Annotated in this window: 16 protein-coding genes and 1 pseudogene; 10 read left to right on the top strand and 7 right to left on the bottom strand. The window is 71.6% G+C overall.

The annotated features are described in order from the left end of the window. Nucleotides 1-8 precede the first annotated feature (8 nt). From ACILR4_RS17275 to ACILR4_RS17265, 3 genes are all read right to left on the bottom strand, one after another. Nucleotides 9-1,271 (bottom strand): HlyD family efflux transporter periplasmic adaptor subunit, encoded by a 1,263-nt coding sequence (locus tag ACILR4_RS17275; RefSeq protein WP_395702099.1) that lies wholly within the window; start codon nucleotides 1,269-1,271, stop codon nucleotides 9-11. Then, nucleotides 1,268-2,674, bottom strand: coding sequence for an efflux transporter outer membrane subunit (locus ACILR4_RS17270; protein ID WP_395702135.1), 1,407 nt, complete (start codon nucleotides 2,672-2,674; stop codon nucleotides 1,268-1,270). The genes ACILR4_RS17275 and ACILR4_RS17270 overlap by 4 nt, the downstream gene beginning before the upstream one ends. A 62-nt stretch (nucleotides 2,675-2,736) precedes the next feature. Then, nucleotides 2,737-3,228 (bottom strand): MarR family winged helix-turn-helix transcriptional regulator, encoded by a 492-nt coding sequence (locus ACILR4_RS17265; protein ID WP_395702098.1) that lies wholly within the window; start codon nucleotides 3,226-3,228, stop codon nucleotides 2,737-2,739. Between the two features lie 103 nt (nucleotides 3,229-3,331). Here ACILR4_RS17265 and ACILR4_RS17260 point away from each other — a divergent pair, with 103 nt between their 5' ends. From ACILR4_RS17260 to ACILR4_RS17215, 10 genes and pseudogenes are all read left to right on the top strand, one after another. Continuing rightward, nucleotides 3,332-5,158 (top strand): ABC transporter transmembrane domain-containing protein, encoded by a 1,827-nt coding sequence (locus tag ACILR4_RS17260; RefSeq protein ID WP_395702097.1) that lies wholly within the window; start codon nucleotides 3,332-3,334, stop codon nucleotides 5,156-5,158. A 29-nt stretch (nucleotides 5,159-5,187) separates the two neighbouring features. Further along, nucleotides 5,188-5,439: a type II toxin-antitoxin system CcdA family antitoxin gene (locus tag ACILR4_RS17255; protein ID WP_395702096.1), complete on the top strand. Its 252-nt coding sequence runs from the start codon at nucleotides 5,188-5,190 to the stop codon at nucleotides 5,437-5,439. Between the two features lie 5 nt (nucleotides 5,440-5,444). Beyond that, a complete protein-coding gene (locus tag ACILR4_RS17250; protein ID WP_395702095.1) occupies nucleotides 5,445-5,759 on the top strand; it encodes a CcdB family protein in 315 nt (104 codons plus the stop codon). Then, a pseudogene (locus ACILR4_RS17245) lies at nucleotides 5,760-6,514 on the top strand (thymidylate synthase). Nucleotides 6,515-6,516: 2 nt separating this feature from the next. Then, complete coding sequence (locus ACILR4_RS17240) at nucleotides 6,517-7,014, top strand: dihydrofolate reductase (RefSeq protein ID WP_395702094.1); 498 nt, start codon at nucleotides 6,517-6,519, stop codon at nucleotides 7,012-7,014. A 9-nt stretch (nucleotides 7,015-7,023) separates the two neighbouring features. Beyond that, nucleotides 7,024-7,425: a VOC family protein gene (locus ACILR4_RS17235; RefSeq protein WP_395702093.1), complete on the top strand. Its 402-nt coding sequence runs from the start codon at nucleotides 7,024-7,026 to the stop codon at nucleotides 7,423-7,425. A 76-nt stretch (nucleotides 7,426-7,501) separates the two neighbouring features. After that, complete coding sequence (locus ACILR4_RS17230) at nucleotides 7,502-8,302, top strand: MlaE family ABC transporter permease (protein WP_395702092.1); 801 nt, start codon at nucleotides 7,502-7,504, stop codon at nucleotides 8,300-8,302. 5 nt (nucleotides 8,303-8,307) lie between these two features. After that, nucleotides 8,308-9,318 (top strand): MlaD family protein, encoded by a 1,011-nt coding sequence (locus ACILR4_RS17225; RefSeq protein ID WP_395702091.1) that lies wholly within the window; start codon nucleotides 8,308-8,310, stop codon nucleotides 9,316-9,318. Next, nucleotides 9,315-9,989, top strand: coding sequence for a hypothetical protein (locus ACILR4_RS17220; RefSeq protein WP_395702090.1), 675 nt, complete (start codon nucleotides 9,315-9,317; stop codon nucleotides 9,987-9,989). The genes ACILR4_RS17225 and ACILR4_RS17220 overlap by 4 nt, the downstream gene beginning before the upstream one ends. 48 nt (nucleotides 9,990-10,037) lie before the next feature. Continuing rightward, nucleotides 10,038-12,395 (top strand): hypothetical protein, encoded by a 2,358-nt coding sequence (locus ACILR4_RS17215; protein ID WP_395702089.1) that lies wholly within the window; start codon nucleotides 10,038-10,040, stop codon nucleotides 12,393-12,395. Here ACILR4_RS17215 and ACILR4_RS17210 read toward each other — a convergent pair. The 4 genes from ACILR4_RS17210 to ACILR4_RS17195 form a co-directional block, all read right to left on the bottom strand. Continuing rightward, a complete protein-coding gene (locus tag ACILR4_RS17210) occupies nucleotides 12,355-15,102 on the bottom strand; it encodes an alpha-1,6-glucosidase domain-containing protein (protein ID WP_395702088.1) in 2,748 nt (915 codons plus the stop codon). The two genes, ACILR4_RS17215 and ACILR4_RS17210, sit on opposite strands and share 41 nt — an antisense overlap. Nucleotides 15,103-15,113: 11 nt before the next feature. After that, the gene (locus ACILR4_RS17205) at nucleotides 15,114-16,718 is read right to left on the bottom strand and encodes an alpha-amylase family glycosyl hydrolase (RefSeq protein WP_395702087.1); all 1,605 of its coding nucleotides are present in this window, start codon (nucleotides 16,716-16,718) and stop codon (nucleotides 15,114-15,116) included. Between the two features lie 38 nt (nucleotides 16,719-16,756). Further along, nucleotides 16,757-18,610 carry a glycoside hydrolase family 13 protein gene (locus ACILR4_RS17200; protein WP_395702086.1) on the bottom strand — a complete coding sequence of 618 codons (1,854 nt, stop codon included), beginning with the start codon at nucleotides 18,608-18,610 and terminating at the stop codon, nucleotides 16,757-16,759. After that, nucleotides 18,610-19,038: 4-alpha-glucanotransferase (locus ACILR4_RS17195; protein WP_395702085.1), on the bottom strand; the 429-nt coding region annotated here is incomplete at its 5' end. The genes ACILR4_RS17195 and ACILR4_RS17200, both read right to left, overlap by 1 nt.

The following is a 19,038-nucleotide window of genomic DNA, read 5'->3' as shown; positions in this document are numbered from 1 at the left end:
TCCCGGGATCAGCGCAGGGCGCGCACGCGGCTGCCGAGGTTGGCCTTGACGATGCGCTGCACCTCGGCGTCGGCCTCGCGGGCCAGTGCGTCGAACACGCTGGTCTGCGCCACCGGCTGGCTGCGCTCGCCGGCGGTCAGCGGCGGGCCATCGGCCTTCGAGACATCGACGCTCACGTCCATCGACAGGCCGACGCGCAGCGGGTGCGCCGCCAGCTCCTTCGGGTCGAGCGCGATGCGCACCGGCACGCGCTGCACCACCTTGATCCAGTTGCCGGTGGCGTTCTGCGCCGGCAGCAGCGCGAAGGCTGCGCCGGTGCCGGCGCCCAGGCCGACCACCCGGCCGCTGTACTCGACCTTGCGGCCGTACACATCGGCCGTCAGCTTCGCCGGCTGGCCGACATGCATGCGCTGCAGCTGGCCTTCCTTGAAGTTGGCGTCGACCCACAGCTTGTCCAGCGCCACCACGGTGAGCAGCGGCGCGCCGGCGGCCACGCGCTGGCCCACCTGCACGCTGCGGCGCGCGACCACGCCATCGGTGGGCGCCAGCAGGTCGGCGCGCTTCACGGCCAGCCAGGCTTCGCGCACGCGGGCCGCGGCGCGCAGCACGTTCGGGTGCTGCTCCACCGGCGTGCCGTCGGTCATGGACTGGTTCGAGGCCAGTTGCTCCTGCGCCGCGGCGACGGCCGAGCGGGCCGCCTCGACATTCGACTTGGCCGCGGCCACTGCCGATTGCGCGACCGACAGCTGCGCGGTGGCATGCGCGTATTCCTCGGCGCCCACCGCGCCGCTGGCCACCAGCGGCTTGCGCCGCGCCACGTCGTCCTGCGCCCGCACCAGGTCGGCCTGCAGGCGCGCCACCTCGGCCTGCGCGCGGCTGACCTCGGCTTCACGCGCGGCAATTTGCGCCTTCAGTGTCGCGTTGTTGGCGTACATCGTGCGCACCTCGCGCACCGTCTGCCCAAGCTGGGCCTGGGCCTGGTCCAGCGCCAGCTGGGCATCGGCGGGATCGAGCCGGACCAGCGGCTGGCCGGCCTTCACGACATCGGTGTCGTCGACGTTGATGGACACCACGGTGCCGGGGATCTGCGGCGTGATCTGCACCACGTTGCCCTGCACATAGGCGTTGTCGGTGGTCTCGACACGGCTGGCCACCAGGGTCCACCAGGCGCCCCAGGCCAGGCCACCGGCGACGACGACACCGGCCACGATGGCCAGCGCCTTGCGCCGGGCCGCGGGCGCGGCGACGGGGGATTGGGCGACGTTGCTCATTCTGCTTTTCCTTCGTTACTTTCAGACCAGCCGCCGCCGAGCGAGCGCATCAGCGCCACGCGGCTGTCCAGCGCCCGCGCCTTCAGGTCGACGGCCAGGCGGCGTTGTGCCAGCACGCTGCTTTCGGCGCTGAGCACGGTGAGGTAGGTGCCCAGGCCGGCGCGGTAGCGCTGCTGGGCGAATTCATAGGCACTCTCGGCCGCGGCCTGGGCCTGCGCCTGCTGGTCCTGCTGGCGCTGCAGCGAGCGCGCGGAGGCGCTGGCGTCGGCCACCTCGCGCAGCGCGTCGAGCACCGCGCCGTTGTAGGCGGCGATCGAGGCATCGAGATCGGCACTGCGGCCCTTGAGCTGCGCGCGCAGCCGCCCGCCGTCGAAGATCGGCAGGCGCAGCGCCGGGCCGATGCCCAGGTTGCGGCTGCCGGCCTGCAGCAGGTTGTCCAGGCCCAGCGAGCTCAGGCCGACGAAGCCGACCAGGTTGATGTCCGGGTAGAACTGCGCGCGGGCCGAGGCCACGTCCTGCGTCGCGGCCTCGACGCGCCAGCGCGCGGCCACCACGTCGGGCCGGCGGCCCAGCAGGTCGGCCCCCAGCACCTGGGGCAGCGGCTGCTCCTGCAGCGGGCCGAGCCTGGGCGTCAGCGTGGTCAGCGCATCGGGCGCCTGGCCGCTGAGCGCCGCGAGCTGGTGCCGCGCCAGCGTGATCTGCTCGTCCAGCGCCTCGATCTGCTGGCGCGCCTCGGGCACCGCGCTCTCGGCCTGGCGCAGTTCGACCTGCGTGTCGAAGCCGCCCTGCACGCGCTGGCGGGTCAGCGCCAGCATCGCCTCGCGTTGCGCCAGCGCGCGCTGCGCGACATCACGCTGCTCGACCAGGCGCGACAGCGCGATGTAGCCCTGCGCCACGCGCCCGGCCAGCACCACGCGCGCGGCGGCCAGGTCGGCCTGCGCGGCACGTTGCTGGCCCAGGGCCGCTTCCAGTGCCGCATGGTGGCGGCCGAAGAAGTCGAGCTCGATCGAGCCGTTGGCCTGGATCGTGCCGCTGGTCATCTGGCTGCCGGCCAGCGGCGGCGGGTACAGGCTGTGTTCGGGATAACGCTGCCGCGTCACGTCCACGCCAAGGCCCAGCTGCGGGCCGGTGGCCGCGCCGGCATTCAGCACGCCCGCCTCGGCGCGCCGCAGGCGAGCCATGGCGGTCTGCAGCGAAGGCTGGCCCGCGAGCGTGCGCTCGACCAGCGCATCGAGCTGCGCGTCGCCCAGGCTGCGCCACCACTGCGCATCCACCGCCGGCGCGGTGGCCTCGGTGGCCAGGCCCAGCGTGGCCGGCGTGGTCTGCGCCAGCGGCGCGGCCTGCGGCCCGGGGCTGGCGCAGCCGGCCAGCAGCACGACCACGCTGACCAGCGTGGCGGCCATCGTCGCCAGCGTCAGGGTCGACGCGACGCGCGGCCGCGGTTCGGTGAGTTGACGCGGGGGCCTCATTCGGCCTCCCTCGCGTCGCGCATCGCGTCGCCATTGGCAACCAGACGCTGGAGCAATTCGATCAAGGTGTTCCATTCGGCCCTCGTGAATCCGGCCAGGTGAGCGTTGTAGACATCGGCCAGCACGGCCGGCACCAGCTTCGAGGCTTCGCGCCCCTCGTCGGTGAGTTCGAGATTGATCACGCGGCGGTCTTCCTGCGAGCGCACGCGCCGCACCAGCCCCTTGGCCTCCAGCCGGTCGAGCGCGCGGGTCATCGCCCCCGGGTCCATGCTGACGTCGCGCGCCAGCCCGGCCATCGTCGAGCACTGGCCCATGCTCAGCTTGTACAGCGGCAGCCACTGCGCGTGGGTCAGGTCGTGCTCGGCCAGCCGGCGGTCGACCTGCAGCAGGATCGACGCCATGGCGCGCTTGGTCAGGTAGCCCAGGCTCTCTTCCGCCCGCAGCGTCTCGGCGCGGTAGATCGTCGGGGGACGGTCTGGTGATCTCATGGGGCGCGACTATAGTTGCTTAGACAAATATTGTTCCGGCACTATTTGACGTGGCCATGATTTGGATGGGGGTATTCCCGCGGGCCCCCTACACTGCGCGCCCATGACGACCGCCCCCGAAGAACGTCCCGCCGCGGCCAGCCCGCGCTCGCTGTCCGGCCTGCTGCCGTTCCTGCGGCCCTACCGCTGGCGCATCGCGCTGGCGCTGCTGGCGCTGGTGATGGCCGCCGTCAGCACGCTGGTGTTCCCGATCGCGCTGAAGTCGCTGATCGACCGCGGCGTGATCGCCGCCGACCCCGGCGCGCGGGTGATGGCGCTGCGCGAGCATTTCCTCGCGCTGTTCGCGGTGGGCGCGGCGCTGGGCCTGTTCTCGGCGCTGCGCTTCTACATGGTCACCTGGCTCGGCGAACGGGTGACGGCCGACCTGCGCAACGCGGTCTATGCCCATGTGGTGAAGCAGAGCCCCGAGTTCTTCGAGACCACCGCCTCCGGCGAGGTGCTGAGCCGGCTGACCACCGACACCACGCTGGTGCAGACCGTCGTCGGCTCCAGCCTGAGCATGGGCCTGCGCAACGCGGTGATGGGCATCGGCGCGATGATCATGCTGATCGTCACCAACCCCTATGTGATGACGCAGGTGCTGGGCATCCTGGTGCTGGTGGTGCTGCCCAGCCTGTACTTCGGCCGCCGCGTGCGCAAGCTCAGCCGCGCCAGCCAGGACCGCGTGGCCGACTCCAGCGCCATTGCCGCCGAGGTGCTGAACGCGGTGCCGGTGGTGCAGAGCTACGTGCAGGAGCAGCGCGAGGCCAGCCGCTTCGCCCAGGCCACCGAGGCAGCGTTCGACACCGCCCGCCGGCGCACCCGGGTGCGCTCGTTCCTGGTGGCGTTCATGATCAGCGCCACCTTCGGCGCGCTGCTGTGGGGCCTGTACCAGGGCACCCAGGCCGTGATGGGCGGGCGCATCACCGCCGGCCACCTGGGACAGACGGTGGTCTACGTGATCCTGCTGGTCTCCAGCGTCGCGGTGCTGTCCGAGGTCTATGGCGACCTGCTGCGCGCCGCCGGCGCCACCGAACGGCTGATGGAGCTGCTGTCCGCGCGCTCGCCGGTGCGCGACGCGTCGGTGCCGCAGCCGCTGCCGCCGGCGCAGGGCGGCTCGTCGGTGGAGTTGATCGACGTCACCTTCCACTACCCCTCGCGCCCGGCCACCGCGGCGCTGCAGCAGGTGAACCTGCGCGTGGCGCCGGGCGAGACGGTGGCGCTGGTGGGCCCCAGCGGTGCCGGCAAGAGCACGGTGCTGCAGCTGCTGCTGCGCTACTACGACGCGCAGGGCGGCACCATCCGCATCGACGGCGTGCCGGTGCAGCAGACCTCGTTGGCCGCGCTGCGTTCGCGCGTGGGCATCGTGCCGCAGGAATCGACGATCTTCTCGACCAGCGCGATGGAGAACATCCGCTACGGCCGGCCCGAGGCGACCGATGCCGAGGTCATCGCCGCCGCGCAGGCCGCCTTCGCGCACGACTTCATCACCGTGCTGCCGCAGGGCTACGACACCTTCCTCGGCGAGCGCGGCGTGCGCCTGTCCGGCGGCCAGCGCCAGCGCATCAGCATCGCCCGCGCGCTGCTGAAGAACCCGCCGCTGCTGCTGCTGGACGAGGCCACCAGCGCGCTCGATGCCGAGAGCGAACGCATGGTGCAGGCCGCGCTGGAGGCGGCCTTCGAGCACCGCACCACCATCGTCATCGCGCACCGCCTGGCCACGGTGCTGAAGGCCGACCGCATCGTCGTGCTCGACCAGGGCCGCATCGTCGACATCGGCACGCACGACGAGCTGGTGGCGCGCGGCGGGCTGTACGCGCGGCTGGCGTCGATGCAGTTCGGGCTGGAACCGCAGGCCGGGCCCGAGGCTGCGCAAGCGTTGAGCGCATAATTCATGCGCACGGCCGATGGAGTCCCCGGATGCTGAACTTCGACGACGGCGTCAAGCGCCCGACCAACCTGAGCCTCAATGCCAAGGTGCTGGACATGGCACGCGAGCTGGGCATGAACCTCTCGCAGACGGTGGATGCGCTGCTGGCCGAAGAGGTGCGCAAGCGCTACTGGGCCCGCTGGAACGAAGACAACAAGGACGCGATCGCCGCCTACAACGCCCGCATCGAACGTGAGGGGCTGCCGCTGGCCAAGTACCGCAGCTTCGCGAAGGACCGCTGAAGCCCATGGCCCGCTACGACGTGCATGCCAACCCGACGGCGGCCGAGCGCAAGCACACCCCCTACCTCGTCGACGTGCAGAACGACTTCATCGATGGGCTGCAAAGCCGCGTCGTCATTCCACTGCGGCGCGAAGCCGCCTTCGGTCCGCGCGCGCGCAACCTGAACCCGCTGCTCCAGGTCAAGGGCGACGCCGTGGTGCTGGACACCGCCGCACTCGGCGCGATTCCGGTGGCCGTGCTGCGCGCGCCGGTCGCCAGCCTGCACGACCAGCGTGCCGAGGTGCAGGAAGCGCTGGACACCCTTTTCGGAGCCTTCTGAATGCCCCGCCCCATCCGCTCCCAGTACGAAGACTTCATGCGCCATGTGTTCCAGCATGGCGTGACCAAGGGCGACCGCACCGGCACCGGCACGCGCAGCGTGTTCGGCCACCAGATGCGCTTCGACCTGAACGAGGGCTTTCCGCTGGTCACCACGAAGAAGGTGCACCTGAAGTCCATCATCCTCGAGCTGCTGTGGTTCCTGAATGGGCGCGCGCCGACGGCGACCTGGGCCCGGTGTACGGCGTGCAATGGCGCAGCTGGCCCACGCCGGACGGCGGCCACATCGACCAGATCAGCGACGTCGTCCGCCAGCTGAAGTCCAACCCCGATTCGCGGCGCATCATCGTCAGCGCCTGGAACGTGGCCGAGCTGTCGAAGATGGCGCTGATGCCCTGCCATGCGCTGTTCCAGTTCTACGTCGCCGAGGGCAGGCTCAGCTGCCAGCTGTACCAGCGCAGTGCCGACATCTTCCTGGGCGTGCCGTTCAACATCGCCAGCTACGCACTGCTGACGATGATGCTGGCCCAGCAGTGCGAGCTGGGCCTGGGCGACTTCATCTGGACCGGCGGCGATTGCCACATCTACGACAACCACGTCGAGCAGGTGCAGACCCAGCTGGCGCGCACGCCCTTCCCCTATCCGCTGATGCAGCTGAAGCGCCGGCCGCCGTCGATCTTCGACTACGCCCTCGACGACTTCGAGCTGCAGGAGTACCAGCACCACGCGCCGATCAAGGCGCCGGTGGCGGTCTGACCATGGGTGACCTGGTGCTCATCGCCGCGATGGCGCGCAACGGCGTCATCGGCCGCGACAACCAGATGCCCTGGCGCCTGCCGGAGGACATGAAGTACCTGCGCGCCCAGACCACCGGCTGCCCGGTGATCATGGGCCGCAAGACCTGGGACTCGGTGCCCGAACGCTTCCGCCCGCTGCCGGGCCGCCACAACATCGTCGTGACGCGGCAGCCCGGCTGGCAGGCCGCCGGCGCCACCGTGGTCCACAGCCTCGAGGCCGCACGCGCCGCCGCCGGCGCGGCGCCACGCGTGTTCGTGATCGGCGGCAGCGAACTCTATGCCCAGGCCCTGCCGCAGGCCGACGAGCTGCTGCTGACCGAGCTGGACACCGATGTCGAGGGCGACACCTACTTCCCGCGCTGGGATCGGGCCCGCTTCCACGAGGCCTGGCGCGAAACGCATCCCGCCACGGCCGACCGGCCCTACAGCTTCAGCTTCGTGCGCTACCGCCGGAACTGAGCGTCCCGCATGACCCGACGCCTGGCCACCGTCAGCCTGCTGGTGCGCGAGTACGACGAGGCCATCGCCTGGTTCACCGGCGTGCTGGGCTTCGAGCTGCTGGAAGACACGCCGATGGGGCCGGGCAAGCGCTGGGTCGTCGTCGCCCCGGCCGCCGGTCGCCAAGGCGCCGCGCTGCTGCTGGCCCGCGCCGCCACGCCCGAGCAGCAGGCCGCCATCGGCCGCCAGGCCGGCGGCCGCGTGTTCCTGTTCCTCGAGACCTCGGACTTCCACGCCGACCATGCCGCGATGACGGCCCGCGGCGTGCGCTTCCTCGAGGCCCCCCGCCACGAGGCCTACGGCTGGGTCGCGGTGTTCGAGGACGGCTGCGGCAACAAGTGGGACCTGCTGGAGCGCCACGCGCCCGGCTGAGCCCCCGCCCGGATCCGGGGCCCCGCACAGCTGATCGACACCACGGGCCGCTTCCCGGCGCCCCTATGATCGCGCCGTGAGACCCTCCTCCCCGCCGCCGCCCTTGGTCCAGCGCGCCGCGCAGACGCTCGGCCGCAGCATCGTGCACTGGTGGCAGCTGCTGAACTTCGGCGCGCAACTGCTGGTGCTCGCCGGCGAGCGTCGCAGCTACGCGGGCGCGCAATGGCCGCTGGTGGCACGCGAGATCGTGCGCGCCACGCTGCCCAACCTGTGGTGGTTCTCGCTGCTGGCGGCGCTGGCCGCGCTGGTGATCACGCGCATCGTGGTGGTCACCGCGCAGAGCTACGGCCTGTCGCGCTACGCGCTGGAGATGGTGATCCGCGTGCTGGTGCTGGAGCTGATCCCGCTGGCCGCGGCCTTCTTCGTCGCGGTCCGCTATGCCCTGCCGGCGGGCGTCGAGATCGCGTCGATGCGTCGCCACGGCGACTTCGAGGCGATGCAGCGCGAAGGCCTGGACCCGGCGCGCCGCCTGCTGGTGCCGCGCGTCGTCGGCGGCGTCTTCGCGGTGGCCACGCTCGCCGCGGCCAGCGGCATCGTCGCGCTGGTGCTGGCCTACTTCGTGGTGCATGGCCTCTCGCCCTGGGGCCTGCCGGGCTATGTGCGCACCGTCGGCCATGTGCTGAGCCCGCCGGTGGCGCTGGTGTTCCTGTTGAAGACCCTGCTGTTCAGCCTGTCGGTGGCACTGGTGCCGCCGGCCTCGGCAATGGCCACCGGTGCCGGCCGCGGCCGCACCGGCACCGAGCTGCAGGGCCTGTTCCGCATGCTCGCGGCGATGGTGCTGGTGGAGCTGGCCTCGCTGATGGTCAACTACAGTTGAGCGCGATGGACGAGACCCCGCCACCGCCCAGCCCCACGCCGGCGCCGCCACCGCTGCAGGAGGCCCCACCGGCCCGTGCCGAGGCCAAGGCCACGCTGCTGCTGTTGCTGCTGCTGGCGCTGGTGGCCGGCTCCATCGTCTTCGTGCTCTATGCCCGCGGCGCCTTCGAGCCCACGCAGCAGCTGGTGCTGATCGCCGAGGATTCCGAAGGCGTGGTGGTGGGCATGGACCTCACCTTCTCCGGCTTCGCGATCGGCCGCGTGCGCCGCATCGAGCTGGCGCCCGACGGCAATGCGCGCATCGTCATCGACGTGCCGCGCAAGGACGCGCACTGGCTGCGCACCTCCAGCGTCTTCACCCTCGTGCGCGGCCTGGTCGGCAACACCAGTATCCGCGCCTACAGCGGCATCCTCACCGACCCGCCGCTGCCCGCAGGCGCCGAGCGCAAGGTGCTGGCCGGCGACGCGAGTGCCGAGATCCCGCAGCTGATGTCCAGCGCCAAGGAACTGCTGCAGAACCTGAGCCGGCTCACCGCCACCGATTCGGCGCTGGCCGGCAGCCTGGCCCAGGTGCAGACCCTGACCGAAAAGCTCAACGGCCCGCAGGGCGCGCTGGGCGTGCTGATGGGCAACGAGGCCGATGCGAAGAAGGTGCTCGGCCTGGTCGAGCGCAGCCAGGCGCTGGTGGCCCGGCTCGATGGCCTGGCCCAGCGCCTGGATGGCGTGGCCGCCAGGGCCGACCAGCAGGTGTTCGGCGCCGATGGCGTGATGCGCGATGCCCAGGCCACCGTGCGCGAGCTGAACACGCTGCTGGCCGAAACCCGCGGCAGCCTGAAGAAGGTGGATGCGATGCTGGCCGACGCGCAGGTGATAGCGTCCAATGCACGCGTGGCCAGCACCGACCTGGGCCAGCTGCGCGCCGAGGTCGAGGCCAGCCTGCGCAAGGTGGAGCAGCTGGTCAACGACATCAACCGCCGCTGGCCCTTTGCCCGCGACACCGAGTTGAAGCTGCCATGAAGCCGCTGCCATCGTCCGCCCTGCTGCCGCTGGCCGCTGCGCTGCTGCTCGGTGCCTGCGCCGGGCACCCGCCGCCCGACTGGCAGATGAATGCCCAGGCCTCGCTGCAACGCATGCTGGAGGCCCACCTCAGCGGCGAGCAGCGCATCGAGGCGCTGGAGTACGAACGCGCGCGCAGCGAGATCGCGCGCACCGGCCGGCTCGGGCTGATGGCGCGGGCCGAGCTGATGCGCTGCGCCGCCCGCGTGGCCAGCCTCGAATTCGAGCCCTGCAGCGGCTTCGAGGCGCTGCGCACCGATGCCAGCGAGGCCGACCGCGCCTATGCCGCCTACCTGGCCGGCGAACGCCTGAGCGGCGCCCAGCAGGCGCTGCTGCCCGAGGCGCAGCGCCCGATCGCCGCAGCCGCCGCCGAGTCTGCCGACGCCGCGCTGCAGAAGATCGAAGACCCGCTGTCGCGCCTGGTGGCCGCCGGCGTGCTGCTGCGCAGCGGCCGCGCCACGCCCACGGTGCTGGGCAGCGCCGCCGACACGGCCTCCGCCCAGGGGTGGCGCCGCTCGCTGCTGGCCTGGCTGGGCGCGCAGCGCCAACGGGCGGAGCAGGCGGGTGATAACGTCGAAATGCAGCGTCTGCAGCGGCGCATCGACTTCTTGCTGCAGCCGGCCGGCCGCTGAGCCGGACCTGACACCAGGCCAGCGGCGCCACACGAGGGGAGAGAAAGCGTGAAAAGACTCTGGGTGCTGGCCTGCGCGGCCGCATGCCTGCTGTCCGCCTGTGGCGGCGGCAACGAGCGCGAGGCGCAGGCGCCCAGCGCCGCCGCGCAGGCGGCCGAGGCCCTGCGCAGCGCCGCCCGGGCGCCGGAGGCGCCGCGCCGCCGGACGCTGGCCGCGGCCGGCGGCAGCGTCGACGCGACCGATGCCGCGAACCAGCTGATGGACTACGCGGAAACCTACTACCCGGCCTTCTTCCCGAGCCACCCGGTCACCGCCAGTGCGCAGGGCTACACCTACCGCTATTACGAGGCCACCGGTGTCTACCTCGGCGTGCGCGATGGCCAGGTCTACGTGCTGGGCGGCAGCTTCGGCACCGAGGTGCGCCAGGTCGGCGCGCTGACGCAGTTCATCACGCCGGCGCCGCGCGTGCTGTCCGCGCTGTGCGACGCGCCCGGCGCCGTGGCCGATGGCTTCGCGACCCCGAATGCCGCGGTCGGCAAGAACGCCGGCGTCAGCGTGGTCGGTTGCAGCGGCGCGCTCGGCTCGCCGCAATGGCGCCAGACCACGGGCCCAAGCGTGAACCTCGTGTCGGACAAGACCCAGACGCTCAGCTTCGATCCACCCGCGGCCGGCGACTATGCCTTCGAGGCCAGCTTCACCGATACCAGCGGCCTGCTCCGCACGCAGACGGTCGCGCTGCATGCCGGGCCGCAGGCCGATGCCGCAGCCCGCGTGACCGTGCGCGCCAGCCTGTCCGTGCGCATGGGCGGCAAGGTCTCGGTGCGGGCCTGGCCCACCGTGCCCGCAGGCGACGCCGTCAAGGCCGTGACCTGGACCCAGATCGAAGGCCCGCCGGTCACGCTGGACACCCGCACCAGCCGGCTGGCGCTGTTCACGGCGCCCGAGGTGCCGCGCGACACGCTGATCCGCCTGCGCGCCACGCTGTACACCGAGCAGGGCCGCAGCGACAGCGACGAGGTGATGGTCCTGGTCGAGCGCCAGGTCCAGGCCAGCGCCAACGACGAGAACGCGGTGTGGGCCGGCGACCATGTCGCGCGGACCTACGCCTACCGCAGCAGCAGCCCCTACCGCGACGTGCTGCGCCGCTGCGTCTACGACCCCGCCCTCTACCACAGCGGCCCGCGCTACAACGTCTGCACGCTGACCACGCTGCCCTTCCTGGCGCAGGAAACCCGCGGCGCGATGCCGACGGTGGAGCAGGTGATGGACCGCGTGCTGGTCTCGCACGACTGGCTGGGCCGCAACTTCGAGGACTTCCTGCGCAACCGCGATCCGCAGGGCGATTTCCGGCGCATGCTCAACAGCGTGACGGCGATCGTGCTCGCCACCGAGATCCGGCCCTCGTTCTACTACGCGGGCACCGGCGCGATCTACCTCGACGCCGACAACTTCTGGCTGACGCCCGAAGAACGCGACACCGTCAACGAGGCGCCCGACTACCGTAGCGACTTCGGCAGCGCACTGCAGTACCAGACGCTGTGGCGCTATGTGCAGGACAACCAGAACATCTTCGCGTACTTCGACCCGCGCCAGCGCATCACCCGCACGCTGGACGACGTGCGCCACGAGGCCGCCTGGCTGCTGTACCACGAGCTCGGCCATGCCCTGGACTTCCTGCCGCCGGCCGCCTACGACGGCCTGAACCGCAACCAGAGCGCGTGGCAGAACATCGCGACACGCTATGCGAACGGCCAGCTCACCTCCGACACCGTGCCGGCGCTGTACCCGCTGGTCTCGGCCGAGATGCGGGCCCTGGGGCAGGTGCAGTTCCACGGCGACACCCCCAGCGCCGAACAGCGCGGCTACACGCCGGAGATGGTGGCCGGCTTCTTCAGCCCCGACCTGGCCACCGACGACTACAACTACTCGACGCAGTTCGAAGACATCGCGATGACGCTGGAGGAGCTGCTGATGCAAAGCCGCCTCGGCATCCGGCGCGATTTCGCCATCACCCAGCCTCGAACGGCCAGCACCGCCAGCTCGTCTTCGCTGATCGTGCAATGGGGCCAGCGCGGGCGCGTGGGCACGGCATCGATCCGCCCGCGGGCGCAGGCCATTGCGCTGGCACTGACTCCCTGGCTCGATCCGGCAGCGGCCGACCAGCTGCCCGAACCGATCGACATGCGCGGCGGCCAGTCCTGGGACGACAACCTCGCCCAGCCCAGCCTGGTGCGCACGGCCCGCGCGCCGAACGCCGCGGCCACGCTGCTGGACATGCAGCGCCAGCAGCACGAACTGCAGCGCATGCAGCGCCGCGCCGGGCCGGCCCGGAAGCTGCCGCCGCTGGCCGCCGTGTGCGCGGCGATCAGCGGACCCACACCACCACGCTGCGCGGCGGCACGCTGAAGCGGCCGCTGGCCGGGTCGTAGCGCGCCTGGGCGGCCGGCCGCCGGTCGGCCGCGTCGGGGGCGGCCTGCACCGGGTGCAGCCGGAACCCGCAGCCGCGCAGCGCCGCAAGGTCCAGCTGGTGCGCCTGCTTGTCGGCGTTGACCAGGTAGACGATCTCGTCGAAGCCGGCGTCGGGCAGGCCCCGGCCATCGAGCTGGCCGACGATCACCGTCGGCTCCTGGTCCGGCCCGGTGTTGTGGAAGTGCAGCCGCTGCACGATGGCCTGTGCCGTGGGCAGCCGGAACAGCCGCGAGCTGGCGCGGATGCGCAGCAGGTCGCGGAAGGCGTCGCGCGACCAGGCGATCTCGGCCGGACCGGGCTTGATCGCGGCATCCGCCAGCAGCGGCCGCAGCGCGGGCCACTGCGCGCCGTTGTCGCGCTCGGGCGGCAGGCCGCTGCCGAAGTGGTTGTCCTGGTACGACCAGTCGAGCCGGTTGAACCAGTCGCCCGAATCGAAGCTGTTGGCGTCCATCGACTTGCTGCGCAGGATGTCCTGCCCGGCGTGGAAGTACGCGATGCCCTGGCTCAGCGCGACGACCGCCGCGCCCAGCATCTGCACCCGCGCCCGGTCTTCGCGGGACGTGGCGGGCGGCAGCTTGCCGGCGTTGTCGTCGAACAGCGTCGCGTTGTCGTGGTTCTCGACGTAGTTCACCACCTCGCCGGGCTCGGCCACGTAGCCGGCCGGCTGGTCGCCGTACGGAACGCGCTCCAGCGGCAGCGTGCGGCCGTCGGCGCCGGTCATTCGAAAGCGTCTTAAAGAGCCGGCCATGCCGACCCGCACCAGATCCGTCGCATGCAGCAGGTCGGCGCGGCCACGCTCGGCGGGGGCCTGCGGATGGCGGTCGTAGACCAGGCCGTTGAGCCAGCCCTGCTCGTGCAGCCCACCGCGGCCGCGCAGCGCATCGCGCGCGCGGTCGCTGAAGGTTGCTATGCCGCTGCCATTGAGCGCCAGCTGGGAAGCCTGCACGAAGCGCGCGCCGTTGGCCACCTCGCCGAAATTCCAGCCTTCGCCGATCAGCGCGATGTCGCGCCCGGTCGCCGCCCGCAGCCGGCGCTGCAGCGCCAGCATCACGTCACGCGGCTGGTGGCCCATCAGGTCGAAGCGGAACGAATCGATGCGGTAGGCGCCTGCCCACCGCAACACCGTGTCGATCATCAGCCGCGCCATCATGCGGTGCTCGGTGGCGGTGTTGTCGCAGCAGGTCGAACGCTCGACCGCGCCGGCCGCGTCCAGCCGCTGGTAGTAGCCCGGCACGATGCGGTCCAGCACCGCAGAAGCCTGCTGCCCCGCCGCATGGGTGTGGTTGTAGACCAGGTCCATGCCCACGCGCAGGCCGATGCGGTGCAGCGCCTGCACCATCTGCCGGAACTCGATGATGCGGCGCGTGCCGTCTTCGGCATCGGTGGCATAGCTGCCTTCGGGCGCGCCGTAGTGCAGCGGGTCGTAGCCCCAGTTGAAGCAGTCCTGCGCCGCCAGCGCCATCACCGCGGCCTGCTGCTGCGGGCTGTCCGGCGGCGCGTCCGGCACCGCCGGCGTGCGGCAGCCGGCTTCGGGCACGCTGGCGAAGTCGAACACCGGCAGCAGGTGCACGTCGGTCAGGCCGGCGCGGGCCAGGGCTGCCAGGCGCCGCATGCCGCGGCTGTCGGCCTGCGTGAAGGCCGCGTATTTTCCGCGGTAGGCCTCGGGCACGCTGTCGTCGCTGATCGAGAAGTCGCGCACATGCAGCTCGTAGATCGCCAGGTCGGTGTGGTGCTGCACGGTGGCCGGCGCGGCATGGCGGTCCCAGCCGGGCGGCTTCAGCGTCGGCGCGGCCAGGTCGGCGACAAGGCTGCGCTGCGAGTCGGTGTTCAGGCTCACCGCGTACGGGTCGGTGACGCGGTTGCGCACCAGGCCGACACCGGGCACGAACACGTCGACCTGGTAGCGGTAGCTGCGGCCGGACAGGTCGGCCGGCAGCGTGGCCGACCAGCGGCCGCTGCGGGCATCGCGCTGCATCGCGAGCTGCCGCGACGCCGGCGAATGGCCGTCCGGGTACAGGCACAGTGCCACCTGCCGCGCCGTCGGCGCCCACAGCCCGAAGCGTGTGCCGGCGCGCGTGGGTTGCACCCCCAGCGGCTGCGGCTCGGCTGCGGCGGCGTACAACGCATCGAGCGCGCCGGCATGCTGGATCGGCGTGAAGCCCTGGACCCGGTCACGGCCATCCAGCCGGGCCAGCAGCAGCTGCCCGCGCAACAGCCTGGGCAGCAGCCCGGGCAGCCGTGGGGCCAACGATCTGCCCAACACCAGCTCCAGGCCCGCCGGCACATGCCGGTAGCGCTGGGCCAGCGCGGGCGGCGTGGCGTCGGTGGCCGGCTGCAGCGGCACGGTGTCGGCGCCCTGCGGCAGGGGCTGGCCCAGTCTCGGCTGCAACCCACCCTCGGCGGCATGCAGCAGCACGAAGCGGCTGCCGGGCTCGCCCGCGGCGCCGGGCCAGCGCAGTCGCCGGGCATCCAGCCATACCGCCTGCCGCGCGCTGGCCCCCGGCAGGGCGGGTGTCGGCCGCAGCACGGTGGCGAAGGCGGGGTCGTTGCAGTCGTCGGCAGCGGCCGCTGCGGCTGCGATGCCGGCCTGGCCGAGCAGCAGCAGCAACAGCGCGGCAAGATGGACGCGTACCTTGCAGGTCATGAATCGTAGGCTCAGCGCTGCAGCCGCAGCACGCGCAGCGACTGGCCGGCCAGCCCGAAGCGGATGACGCCGGCCGCATCGGCCTGCGACAGCGCGCCGCCGGCGGGGTATTCGTTGCTCCAGCGGCTGTTCGCGCCCAGTCCGGTGAGCTGCATGCTGGCGGCCTCGCGGCCATAGTTGATCAGCACCAGCACCTGCTCGTCGCCGAGCTGGCGCCGGAAGCTGAACACCGAGCCCTCGACCTGCGGCGCCGCGTAGCTGCCGCGCGCCAGCGGCGCGTGCTGGTTGCGCAGCGCCAGCAGCTGGCGGTAGAAGGCCAGCAGCGAGCGCGGGTCGGCCTGCGCGGCGGCCACGTTGTTCGTCACGGCATTCGGCGACAACGGCCGGAACGGCGTGCCGCTGCTGAAGCCCCGGCCGTCGGCGGTCCAGCTCATCGGCGTGCGCAGCTGCGCGTCGCCCTTCAGCGTCGGCACGCCGGCCATGCCGATCTCTTCGCCGTAGTACAGGAAGGGCGTGCCGGGCAGCAGCAGGTAGCTGGCCGCGGCCAGGCGATACGCGGCCGTGTCGCCCTTCAGCTGGTCCCACACGCGGGCGCCGGCGAACAGGTCGTGGTTGGCCAGCATCGTGGCCATCGTCGGCGGTGCGCTCGTGAAGTAGGCGGCCAGCTCGCGGATGGCCTCGGGCTCGGCGCGCGCGGCGCCCATCAGCCGGTGCTCGAGGCCGAACGCGAAGGCCGCGCCGCAGGAATCGGCCGAGGCCCAGCGCTGCGGCGAGGCCGGCGCCTCGCACACCATGTAGCGATGGCGGTAGCCGGCCAGCAGCTGCTGCACGCGGTGCAGGATAGCGTGGCTCTCGGGCTGGTCGTTCCACTGCTGCGCGTCGTTCTCGACCAGGTGCGTCACCGCGTCGAAGCGGAAGCCGTCGAGCCCGCGGTTGAGCCAGAAGCGCAGGTTGTCCTCGTGCCAGGCCAGCACCGCCGGGTGGCGGAAGTTGAAGTCTGGCATCGCCGGGCCGAAGGTCGAGAAGTAGTGGCCGTTGCCGCTGTCGTACCAGGGGTTGTGCTCGAAGATCGACCAGCCGGCAGGCGGCGGGTCCTGCCAGACGAACCAGTCGCGCAGCGGCGAATCCTTCGCGCTGCGCGCCAGCTGGAAGGCCGGGTGCTGCTGCGCGGCATGGTTCAGCACATAGTCCATCACCACGCCGATGCCGCGCTTGTGCGCTTCCCGCAGCAGCTCGTCGAAGTCGTCCATCGTGCCGTAGGCGGGGTCGATGGCGCGGAAGTCGCTTACTGCATAGCCATGGTCGCCATCGGCGCTGCGGGTGATCGGCATCAGCCACAGGCCACGGATGCCCAGCGCCTGCAGGTAGTCCAGGCTCTGGATCAGGCCGCGCAGGTCGCCGACGCCGTCGCCATTGCTGTCGCGGTAGCCGCGCACGAAGATTTCCATGAACGGGCCGTGCTGCCAGCCTTCGCGCATCGCGCTGCCGGGGTCGGCCGCGGCCACCGGCCGGCGGTCGAAGGGGATCGCGACGCGCGTGGGCATCCAGGCGCAGGCCGCGAGCAGGCTGGCGACGCACAGCAGCAGCGGCAATGACAGGCGGCGGGTGGTGAGCATCAGGTGATCGATCAGGTGATGACCGTGTATCGTGGGCGCTAGTCGACCTGCAGCACCAGCACGCCACGCGCCGGCACGGTGAGGCTGCGTGCCAGGTCGAAGCGCTCGCCGCTCAGCACCTCGCGCGCCTTCGCATCGGGCTTCAGCCGCTCGTGGAAGCGCCGCGTGTCCAGCGTCACCGGCTGGCGCTGCTTGTTCAGCACCACCATCACGGTGTGCCGGTCGTCGTAGCGGAACCAGGCGTAGGTGCCGTTCTCCGGCGCGTAGTGCATCAGCCGGCCGTGGTGGATGACGTCCTGCGTCTTGCGCCAGGTCATCAGCGTACGGAGGAAGGCCTGCGCCTCGCGCTGCGCCGGCAGCAGGCCCTCGCCGCTGATCGGGTTCACGCGGTCGCCGGGCCAGCCGCCGGGAAAGTCGGCGCGCGTGGCGCCATCGTCGCGCTGGGGCGGGCTGGTCATCAGCAGCTCGGTGCCGTAGTACAGCTGCGGGATGCGCGGCATCGTCAGCAGGTAGGCGATAGCCATCTTGTAGAGCGACAGGTCCTGGCCCAGCGCGCTGTACAGCCGCGGCACGTCGTGATTGCCCTCGAACAGCACCAGGTTCGCCGGGTCGGGGTACAGCTTGTCGTTGACCAGCGCCTCGTACAGCTCGTTGAGGCCGCCGTTCCAGCTGTCCTCGGCCGCCAGCGCCCGGCGCAGCACGTAGTGCAGCGGAAAGTCCATCAGGCTGGGCAAGGACGAGACATAGCCGTCCGGGTTCTGCTTGCCGCGCTGCCAGTAGCTCACGACCACCGGGTTGCCGCTCCATTCCTCGCCGACCATGTTGAAGTTCGGGTACTCGGCCATCAGCCGCCGCGACCAGTCGGCCAGGAAGCGGGTGTCCGAGTAGCCGTAGGTGTCCACGCGCAGGCCGGCCAGGCCCGCGGTCTCGACCCACCAGATGGCGTTCTGCGTGAGGTAGGTCGCGACCAGCGGGTTGCGCTGGTTCAGGTCGGGCATGTGGGGCTCGAACCAGCCCTGCGTGAAGTTGTCGCGGTCGTCGCGCGAGGCATAGGCGTCGCTGATCGCGGTGCGCGCATGGCGCGTCGGCACGAAGCGGCCTCCGTTCGTCAGCCAGTCCTTCGCCGGCATGTCGGCCATCCACCAGTGGCCGGAGCCGATGTGGTTGAGCACCACGTCCTGGATCATGCCGACGCCCCGGGCGCGCGCCTCGCGCACCAGTTGCAGGTAATCCTCCAGCGTGCCGAAGCGCGGGTCGATCCTGTACAGGTCGGTGGCCGCGTAGCCGTGGTACGAGTACTTTGGCTGCTTGTTCTCGACCAGCGGCGTCGGCCACAGCATCGTGTAGCCCATGTCGGCGAAATAGCCGAGGTGGCGGCGGATGCCGGCGATGTCGCCGCCGTGGCGGCCGGCGCCGATGTCGGCGCGGTTCGCCGGGTCGGGATAGCCGGGCTGGTCGTCGTTGGACGGGTCGCCGTTGGCGAAGCGGTCGGGCACCAGGTTCAAGATCACGTCGGCGCTGCTGAAGCCGCGGCGCCCGGCCGAGCCCGGCGCGCGGGCCTTCAGTTCGTAACGCGACTGCAGCGTGATGCCGCCCGAGCAGTCCAGCCGCAGGTCCAGCGTGCCCGGCCGCGCGTCAGGGCCGAGCACCAGGTCGACGAACAGGTAGTTCGAGTTGTCGCTGCGCTGCGTGCCGGCCACGCGCACGCCGGGGTACTGCACTGCGGGGGCGCAGTCGGCGAGCCGCTCGCCATGCAGCATCAGCTGCAGTTCGGGCGCGCGCATGCCCACCCACCAGTTCGGCGGCTCGATGCGTTCGACCGAAGGGGCTGCAGCCGCCTGCAGGCAGGCGAGCAGCGCGCCCGTGGCGGCACCAAGGTAGCGTCCGCGCATCACAGGCCGAGCAACTCGAAGCGCCCGCGCCCGCTGGCGGCGGTGATCAGCCCCAGCACGCGCGCCGGCTCGCTGCCGACCATGCCCCAGTCGAAGCGCCAGGACCAGTTCTCGTCGCCCACCGTGCCCGGCGTGTTCATGCGGTGCTCGCTGGGCAGGCCCAGCACGTCCTGCAGCGGGTAGATGGCGATGTTGGCCACCGAGTTGCAGGCCGCGCGGATCATCGCCCAGTGCACGTCGTGCGGCTGCGCCGCCAGGTAGGTGCCGGCGTAGGTGCGCTCGCGCTCGCTGGCCTTGTCCCACCAGCCGCGCGCGGTGTCGTTGTCGTGCGTGCCGGTGTAGACCACGCAGTACGGCGGGTAGTTGTGCGGCAGGAACTCGTGCGTGCCGTCGCCGCCGAAGCCGAACTGCAGGATCTTCATGCCAGG

The organism is Aquabacterium sp. (genome assembly GCF_044226965.1).
Taxonomy (GTDB): domain Bacteria; phylum Pseudomonadota; class Gammaproteobacteria; order Burkholderiales; family Burkholderiaceae_C; genus Pseudaquabacterium.
Note: the sequence above shows the minus strand (reverse complement) of the source record. Positions and strands in the feature narration are given on the sequence as shown.

Coding starts and splice junctions, on each gene's coding strand:
- ACILR4_RS17205 (WP_395702087.1), bottom strand. CDS start 16,718: ATGCTCACCACCCGCCGCCTGTCATTGCCGCTGCTGCTGTGCGTCGCC.
- ACILR4_RS17270 (WP_395702135.1), bottom strand. CDS start 2,674: ATGGCCGCCACGCTGGTCAGCGTGGTCGTGCTGCTGGCCGGCTGCGCC.
- ACILR4_RS17220 (WP_395702090.1), top strand. CDS start 9,315: ATGAAGCCGCTGCCATCGTCCGCCCTGCTGCCGCTGGCCGCTGCGCTG.
- ACILR4_RS17225 (WP_395702091.1), top strand. CDS start 8,308: ATGGACGAGACCCCGCCACCGCCCAGCCCCACGCCGGCGCCGCCACCG.
- ACILR4_RS17255 (WP_395702096.1), top strand. CDS start 5,188: ATGCTGAACTTCGACGACGGCGTCAAGCGCCCGACCAACCTGAGCCTC.
- ACILR4_RS17210 (WP_395702088.1), bottom strand. CDS start 15,102: ATGACCTGCAAGGTACGCGTCCATCTTGCCGCGCTGTTGCTGCTGCTG.
- ACILR4_RS17235 (WP_395702093.1), top strand. CDS start 7,024: ATGACCCGACGCCTGGCCACCGTCAGCCTGCTGGTGCGCGAGTACGAC.
- ACILR4_RS17265 (WP_395702098.1), bottom strand. CDS start 3,228: ATGAGATCACCAGACCGTCCCCCGACGATCTACCGCGCCGAGACGCTG.
- ACILR4_RS17250 (WP_395702095.1), top strand. CDS start 5,445: ATGGCCCGCTACGACGTGCATGCCAACCCGACGGCGGCCGAGCGCAAG.
- ACILR4_RS17240 (WP_395702094.1), top strand. CDS start 6,517: ATGGGTGACCTGGTGCTCATCGCCGCGATGGCGCGCAACGGCGTCATC.
- ACILR4_RS17200 (WP_395702086.1), bottom strand. CDS start 18,610: ATGCGCGGACGCTACCTTGGTGCCGCCACGGGCGCGCTGCTCGCCTGC.
- ACILR4_RS17275 (WP_395702099.1), bottom strand. CDS start 1,271: ATGAGCAACGTCGCCCAATCCCCCGTCGCCGCGCCCGCGGCCCGGCGC.
- ACILR4_RS17260 (WP_395702097.1), top strand. CDS start 3,332: ATGACGACCGCCCCCGAAGAACGTCCCGCCGCGGCCAGCCCGCGCTCG.